7 protein-coding genes and 1 pseudogene are annotated in these 7,574 nt (G+C 76.6%); 7 read left to right on the plus strand and 1 reads right to left on the minus strand.

Features of this window, described 5'->3' with window-relative positions:
• Positions 1–447, plus strand: a 447-nt coding sequence (locus AC0CYZ_RS05780) for a penicillin-binding transpeptidase domain-containing protein (protein WP_472213220.1), incomplete at its 5' end; no start/stop codon positions are given.
• Between the two features lie 54 nt (positions 448–501).
• Here AC0CYZ_RS05780 and AC0CYZ_RS05785 read toward each other — a convergent pair.
• Positions 502–981: a GNAT family N-acetyltransferase gene (locus AC0CYZ_RS05785; protein ID WP_472213222.1), complete on the minus strand. Its 480-nt coding sequence runs from the start codon at positions 979–981 to the stop codon at positions 502–504.
• 51 nt (positions 982–1,032) lie between these two features.
• Between AC0CYZ_RS05785 and AC0CYZ_RS05790 the strand changes: the two genes are divergently transcribed.
• The 6 genes and pseudogenes from AC0CYZ_RS05790 to AC0CYZ_RS05815 form a co-directional block, all read left to right on the plus strand.
• Positions 1,033–1,683 (plus strand): TetR/AcrR family transcriptional regulator, encoded by a 651-nt coding sequence (locus AC0CYZ_RS05790; RefSeq protein WP_472213224.1) that lies wholly within the window; start codon positions 1,033–1,035, stop codon positions 1,681–1,683.
• Positions 1,684–1,693: 10 nt separating this feature from the next.
• On the plus strand, positions 1,694–3,310 hold the full coding sequence (locus AC0CYZ_RS05795; RefSeq protein ID WP_472213226.1) for a UDP-N-acetylmuramoyl-L-alanyl-D-glutamate--2,6-diaminopimelate ligase: 1,617 nt from the start codon (positions 1,694–1,696) through the stop codon (positions 3,308–3,310).
• Entirely contained in the window at positions 3,307–4,788 is a 1,482-nt protein-coding gene (locus AC0CYZ_RS05800) for a UDP-N-acetylmuramoyl-tripeptide--D-alanyl-D-alanine ligase (RefSeq protein ID WP_472213228.1), read from the plus strand. The genes AC0CYZ_RS05795 and AC0CYZ_RS05800 overlap by 4 nt, the downstream gene beginning before the upstream one ends.
• The gene (gene mraY, locus AC0CYZ_RS05805) at positions 4,785–5,852 is read left to right on the plus strand and encodes a phospho-N-acetylmuramoyl-pentapeptide-transferase (RefSeq protein WP_472213230.1); all 1,068 of its coding nucleotides are present in this window, start codon (positions 4,785–4,787) and stop codon (positions 5,850–5,852) included. Before AC0CYZ_RS05800 ends, mraY begins: the two co-directional genes overlap by 4 nt.
• Before the next feature lie 3 nt (positions 5,853–5,855).
• Complete coding sequence (gene murD, locus AC0CYZ_RS05810; RefSeq protein ID WP_472213232.1) at positions 5,856–7,322, plus strand: UDP-N-acetylmuramoyl-L-alanine--D-glutamate ligase; 1,467 nt, start codon at positions 5,856–5,858, stop codon at positions 7,320–7,322.
• A pseudogene (locus AC0CYZ_RS05815) lies at positions 7,319–7,574 on the plus strand (cell division protein FtsW); the annotation flags it as partial. The gene murD and the pseudogene AC0CYZ_RS05815, both read left to right, overlap by 4 nt.

Consider the following 7,574-nt stretch of genomic DNA (forward strand, 5'->3'; position numbering starts at 1 on the left):
CCGCCGCGGGTGATCTCGGCGACCGTCGGGCCGGACGGGGTCCGCACGCCCGCCCCGGCGCCGGCCGGCGTCCGGGCGATGTCCCCGCAGACCGCGCAGACACTGCGCCAGATGCTGCAGTCGGTGACCCAGGAGGCGAAGAGCCCCAACCAGGGCACGGGGGCCAAGGCCGCGATGGACGGCTATCCAGTGGCGGGCAAGACCGGGACCGCGCAGCAGGTCGACCCGGGCTGCGGCTGCTACGCCAAGTCGACCTACTGGATCACCTTCGCCGGCATGTTCCCGGCCGACGACCCGCGCTACGTCGTGGCCCTCATGCTCGACGCCCCGCCCGGCGGCGACTCGGCCGCGCCGCTGTTCCACGACATCGGGACCTACCTCGCCGCGCACGGGAACGTGCCGGTCTCGACCGCCCCGCCGCGGGTCGTGCCGCTGCAGCTGCCGTAGTAGGTGCGCTGCGCGCTCGTGAGCACTTCTCCGTGCTATGACACGGGTAAGTGCTCACAAGCGCAGCACATAGGACTGGCCGAGCAGCGGGTCCCCGAACTCGGTGTGCGTCTCCTCGCCCACCAGTACGAAGCCGGCCGCCAGGTAGAGGCCGCGCGCGGCGGCGAGCGGCTCGTTGGTCCACAGCACGAGCCGCGCGTACCCGGCGTCGCGGGCGAAGGCCACGCAGCGCTCGACCAGGGCCCGGCCGACGCCCAGACCCCGGGCCCGCGGCTCGACCAGGAGCAGCCGCAGACGGGCCGTCGTCGCGTCCTCGCGCACGCACAGCACCGACCCCACCCGCCGGCCGTCGAGCTCGGCGACCCACGCCGCGTCGGCGCCCGGGACGGCGTGCGCGGCGAAGTCGGCCACCACCCGCGCCGTCACCGCCTCGACCGACCAGCCGTACTCGGCGGCGTAGCGCTCGCCGTGGGCCATCAGCACCCACCCGAGGTCGCCGGGTCGGTCCCCGTCCCGGAGCAGCACGTCTCCCATGACCCGCCCCCTTCACTGAAACGACTGTTTCAGTCAATCACACTGAGCGTCGTGACGGCGAGCGAGGTGGCGGTGGGGATCGACGACGGGCCCGGCAGCGGCGACGGCTCGGCCCGGCGGCGCGAACTGCTCGACGCGGCCTACGGGTGGGTCCTGGTCCACGGGCTCGCGGACATGTCGCTGCGCCCGCTGGCCGAGGCGATCGGGTCGAGCCCGCGGGTGCTGCTCTACCTGTTCGGGAGCAAGGACGGCCTGGTGCGCGCGCTGCTCGGCCGGTCCCGCGCGGACCAGCTGCGGGTGCTCGAGAGCCTGCCCGACGACGCCGGGCTCGCCGCGGTCGCCGAGGGGGTGTGGCGGTGGCTCTCGGCCCGGGAGCACCGCCCGCTGCTCCGGCTCTGGCTCGAGGCCTACAGCCGCTCGGTGACCGGCGAGCCGGGCCCGTGGGAGGGCTTCGCGCTCGACACCGTGCACGACTGGGACCTCCTGCTCGCCGCCCACCAGCCCTCGTCGGTGGGGAGCACGCCCGAGGGGGCCGCGCAGCGCGCCCTGGTGCTCGCGGTGCTGCGCGGGTCCCTGCTCGACCTGCTCGCGACCGGCGACGTCGAGCGCACCGGAGCCGCCGTCGCGATCCACCTGCGGGCCCTGTCCGGGCCGGTCCGCGGCGCGGAGGGCGCGGGCGGGTCCGCCCGGGACGGTGAGTAGCCTTCGGCAGGTGCCCGCGCCCAGCCGGACCGTCGTGGAGCCCTCCGGGGACACCGTCCCGCCGGGCCCGGACGTGATCCGTCCGCGCCACGTCACCCCGGCCCCGCTGGCGGCCCTCGCCGAGCGCATCGCGACGGCCACCGGGACCGCGCCGGACCTGCACGGGGACGCCTCGACGACGGTCACCGGCGCCTGCCTGCGCGCCCATGAGGTCGGCCCGGGTGAGCTCTTCGCCGCCCTCCCCGGCGCCCGCGCCCACGGGGCCGACTTCGCCGCCCGGGCCCTCGAGCGCGGGGCCGCCGCGGTGCTCACCGATCCCGAGGGCGCCGCGCGGCCCGCCGTCGCCGGTGCGGGCGTCCCGGTCCTGGTGCACCCGCGCCCCCGGGAGGCGCTGGGCCCGGCGTCGTCGCTGGTCTTCGGCGACCCGTCCCGCCGGCTCGCCCTGCTCGGCGTCACCGGGACGAGCGGCAAGACGACGACGGTGTACCTGCTCGAGGCGGCGCTGGCCGCGGCCGGCGCGACGACGGGGCTGATCGGCACCGTCGAGACCCGGATGCGCGGCCGCCACGTCCCCAGCGCCTTCACCACGCCCGAGGCCCCGGACCTGCAGGCCCTGCTCGCGGCGATGGTCGAGGAGGGGGTCACGCACGCGGCGATGGAGGTCTCCAGCCACGCGCTCGCCCAGGGCCGGGTCGACGGCAGCGCCTACGCCGTGGGCGCCTTCACCAACCTCTCGGCCGAGCACCTCGACTTCCACCCGACGATGGAGGACTACTTCGCCGCCAAACGGCGCCTCTTCGACGGCCGGGCCGGGGCCCACGTCGTTTGCGTCGACGACGTCTGGGGCGCGCGGCTGGCCGCCGACCTCGACGCGGTCACCGTGAGCGCGACCGGCCCGGACGCGGACTGGACCGCCGCCGACGTCGTGGCCCGCGCCGACGGCACGCAGACCTTCCGGGCGCTGGGTCCCGACGGGGCCGACGTGCCGGTGACGCTGCGCCTGCCCGGCGGGTTCAACGTCGCCAACGCGCTCGTCGCGCTCGCCTGCGGGCATGCCGCCGGCCTCGACCCCGCACGGCTCGCGCCCGGCCTCGCGGAGGTCGCGGTGCCCGGGCGGATGCAGCGCGTCGACGCCGGACAGCCCTTCCTCGCCGTCGTCGACTACGCCCACAAGCCGGCCGCCGTGGAGGCGTTGCTGACGACGCTGCGGGACCAGGTGGACCGGGGCCGGGGGAGTGCCGGTCGGGTCCTGACGGTGCTGGGCTGCGGCGGTGACCGCGACCGGGAGAAGCGCCCCGTGATGGGCGCGCTCGCCGCGGACCTGTCCGACCTGGTCTGGATCACCGACGACAACCCGCGCACCGAGGACCCGGCGGCGATCCGCGCGGCGATGCTGGACGGGGCGCGGGGCTCGTCGGCGGCCCGTGCGATCGTGGCGGAGGAGGGCGACCGACGGGCCGCGATCCGAGCCGCCGTGGCCGCCGCGGAACCGGGCGACGTCGTCGTGGTCGCCGGCAAGGGCCACGAGCCGGGCCAGAAGATCGGTGCCGAGACCCTGCCGTTCTCCGACGTCGAGGAACTCACCACCGCCCTGCACGACCGCGCCCTGCGAGAGGACCCTGCGTGATCGACCAGACCCTCGCCGAGCTCGCCCGCCTCGTCGGTGGCGCACTGCACCGGGCGAGCGGGGACGAGCTGATCACCGGCACGGTCGAGTTCGACAGCCGCGCGGTGGGCCCGGGCGGGCTGTTCGTGGCCCTGCCGGGCGAGCGCGCGGACGGCCACGCCTTCGCCCGGACCGCCCTCGACGCCGGGGCGGCCGGCGTGCTCGCCGCCCGCGAGGTCGACGGGCCCGCCGTCGTCGTCCCCGTCGGGGCGACCCCGGAGGGCGCCGGCGGCTCCTACGTCCTCGCCGCCGACCGCGACGGGTCCGGCGCGGCGGTGCTGGCCGCGCTGCAGACCCTCGCGCGCCACGTCGTGGACACCCTCGTCGCGCAGACGGGCCTGTCGGTCGTCGGGATCACCGGCTCGTCGGGCAAGACCTCGACGAAGGACCTGGTCGCGGCCCTGCTGGAGCGCGACGGGCCGACCGTCGCCCCGCCCGGCAGCTTCAACAACGAGCTCGGCCATCCCTGGACGGTGCTGCGCGCCGACGCCACCACCCGCCACCTGGTCTGCGAGCTCTCCGCCCGCGGGCCCGGGCACATCGCCGCGCTCTGCCGCGTCGCGCCGCCCCGGGTCGGGGCCGTGCTCAACGTCGGGTCGGCCCACCTGGGCGAGTTCGGCTCCCGCGAGGCGATCGCCGCCGCCAAGGGGGAGCTCGTCGAGGCGCTGCCCGCGGCCGGGAAGGACGGAGCGGGCGGCGTCGCCGTGCTCGGCGCCGACGACCCGGTCGTGGCCGCGATGGCCGACCGGACCGCCGCCCGCGTCGTCCACGCCGGACGGGCCCTCCAGGCCGACGTCCGCGCCGTCGACGAGACGCTCGGCGACGACGGCCGCGCCCGTTTCCGCCTGGTCACGGCCCGCGGCGAGGCCGACGTGGCGCTGCGGCTGCGCGGCGCCCACCAGGTCGACAACGCCCTCGCCGCGGCCGCGATCGCGCTGGAGACGACCGGCCTGTCGGTCGCGGCGGTCGCCGAGGCGCTCGGTGCGGCCGAACCGCGCAGCCGCTGGCGGATGGAGGTCGCCGAGCGCGCCGACGGCCTCACCGTCCTCAACGACGCCTACAACGCGAACCCGGAGTCGATGCGCGCCGCGCTGACCACCCTCGCCGCCATGGCCCCGGGCGAGGGCGGGCACCGCACCGCCGTCCTCGGGGTGATGGCCGAACTGGGTCCCGACGCCGAGGCGGCGCACGCCGAGCTGGGCCGGCTCGCCGCGCGGACCGGCCTGCACCGGCTCGTCGTCGTCGGCGAAGCCGCCCGCGGGATGCACGAGGCGGCCCGCGACGCCGGGCTCGCCTCCGACCTCGTGCCCGACGCCGCGGCCGCCCTCGAGGCGGTCCACGCCGGCCCGGGCGACGTCGTGCTGGTCAAGGCCAGCCGCTCGGCCGGGCTGGAGACGGTGGCGCAGGCCCTGCTGGCCGGGACGGGGGGCGCCCGATGAAGGGGGTGCTCGTCGCGGCCGGGATCGCGCTCGCGGTGTCGATCCTGCTCACGCCGTACGTCATCCGGCTGTTCATCCGGCAGGGCTTCGGCCAGGAGATCCGCGAGGAGGGCCCGCAGAGCCACCAGGGCAAGCGCGGCACCCCGACGATGGGCGGGGTCGCGATCCTCGCCGCCATCTGGATCGGCTACCTCGCCTCCCACCTCGCGGCCGACGTGTCGATCTCGGCGTCCGCCCTGCTGGTGCTACTGCTCATGACCTCGCTGGGGGTCGTCGGCTTCCTCGACGACTTCATCAAGATCCGCCGCCAGCGCAACCTCGGCCTGAACAAGACCGCCAAGCTGGTCGGCCAGCTCGTCACCGCCGTGATCTTCGGGCTGCTCGCGCTGAACTTCGCCGACGAGCAGGGCCTGACCCCGGCCTCGACGAACCTGTCCTTCGTCCGCGACATCGCGGTCGTCGGCTTCGGCAGCGTCGGGTTCATCCTGTTCTGCTACCTGATCGTCACCGCCGCCTCGAACGCGGTGAACCTCACCGACGGCCTCGACGGGCTCGCCGCCGGCATCTCCGCGATGGTGCTCGCGACCTACCTCATCGTCTCGTTCTGGCAGTTCCGCAACGCGTGCGACACCGCCATCGGCGCCGGGTGCTACCAGGTCCGCGACCCGCTGGACATCACGCTCGTGGCCGCCGCCGGGATGGGGGCGTGCATCGGGTTCCTGTGGTGGAACGCGGCGCCCGCCCGCATCTTCATGGGCGACACCGGCTCGCTCGCCCTCGGCGGGCTGTTCGCCGGGCTCGCGATGGTCACCCGGACCGAGCTGCTGCTGGTCGTGCTCGGCGGGGTGTTCGTCGTCGAGGCGCTCTCGGTGGTGCTGCAGGTCGCGGTCTTCCGCACGACGCGGCGCCGGCTCTTCCGGATGGCGCCGTTCCACCACCACTTCGAGCTGGCCGGGTGGGCGGAGACCACCGTGATCATCCGCTTCTGGCTGCTCGCGGCCATCTGCTGCGCGCTGGGGCTCGGCCTGTTCTACAGCGAGTGGCTCGCCGCGTCGGGCGGGTAGCGCATGGTGGCGACACGGGGGCAGGCCGGCGCGGGGACCCGGCTGACGGGCGCGCACGTGCTGGTCGCCGGGGCGCGGCGGACCGGGGCGTCGGTCGTCGACGTGCTGCTCGAGATCGGCGCCACGGTGACCGTCGCCGACGCCGACCCGGGCCAGCTGGCCTCGCTGGGGGACCGCACCGCCGCGTTCACCACCGAGCTCGGGGCCCTGCCGCAGGGGTGCGACCTCGTTGTCACCAGCCCCGGCTTCCGCCCCGACTCGCCGCTCGCGCAGGCCGCGCGGACCGCCGGCGTGGAGATGATCGGGGAGCCCGAGCTCGCGTGGCGGCTGGGCCAGGACCCCGCGGTGTGCCCCGCGGGGCCGCCCCGCTGGCTCGCGGTCACCGGCACCAACGGCAAGACCACGACGACCGGCATGCTCGAGGCGATCCTGCTCGCCGCCGGCGAGGACGCCGTGGCCTGCGGGAACATCGGGCTCCCGATCGTCGACGCGCTGCGCGCCGGGCACCGGGTGCTCGCCGTGGAACTCTCCAGCTTCCAGCTCGAGTGGTCGCCCTCGGTCGCGCCCTACGCCGGCGCGGTGCTCAACGTCGCCGACGACCACCTCGACTGGCACGGCTCGATGGCGGCCTACGCGGCCGCCAAGGCCCGGGTGCTGCGCGGCGGGATCGCGATCGCGGGTCTCGACGACGAGCGCGCCGCCGGCCTGCTGCGCACCGCGCCGGCGCCGCGCCACGTCGGGTTCACCCGTGGCGAGCCGAGCCCGGGGGAGGTGGGGATCCGCCGCGACGAGGGGCTGCTGCTCGACCGTGCGTTCGCCGACGACGGGGCCCGGCGCGGCACCCCGCTCGCCGCGCTCGAGGACATCGCCCCGGCCGGCCCGCCCGGGGAGGCCAACGCGCTCGCCGCGGCCGCGCTCGCACGGGCCCACGGCGTCCCCGCCGACGCCGTCGCGGCCGGCCTGCGCGGCTACGCCCCCGGGGCGCACCGCGGGGCCGTCGTCGCCGAGGCGAACGGGGTGCGCTGGTACGACGACTCGAAGGCGACCAACCCCCACGCGGCCGCCGCCTCGCTCGCCGCGCACGACCGCGTGGTGTGGCTCGCGGGTGGCATGCTCAAGGGAGCGGAGGTCGACGACCTCGTCCTCGCCCACCGCGGCCGGCTCGCGGGCGTGGTGGTCCTCGGCGTCGACCGGGGGGCGATCCTCGACGCGCTGGCCCGACACGCGCCCGAGGTGCCGGTCGTCGACGTGGGCGCGGGTGACGATGGCCCGATGGACGATCCCATGACGCGCGCGGCGCGGGCGGCCGCGTCGATGGCCCACCCCGGCGACGTCGTGCTGCTCGCGCCGGCGGCGGCCTCGATGGACATGTTCCGTGACTACGCCGCGCGCGGGGACGCCTTCGCCGCCGCGGCGCAGCGGGTCGCGGGGGTGCCCGAGCCGGCGTCCGACCCGGGCGCGCCGTCGTGACCGCGTCGCCCCGCACGGGCTCGGGCTCGGGGGGCGGCTCGGGCCGGGGCGCGAACGGCGCCGTCCTGTCGTCCGACGGCAGCAACGTGCCGTTGCCGGCGCGGGAGCGGACCACGACGGCTTCGCTGCGGGTGCGCGCCCTCGGCGGAGCGCTGGCGCAGTGGCTCGGCCGGCCGCTGACCTCGCTGCACCTGGTGCTCGCGGTGTTCGGCCTGCTCACCGCGCTGGGCCTGGTGATGGTGCTCTCCGCGT

This window comes from Actinomycetospora sp. (genome assembly GCF_055612215.1).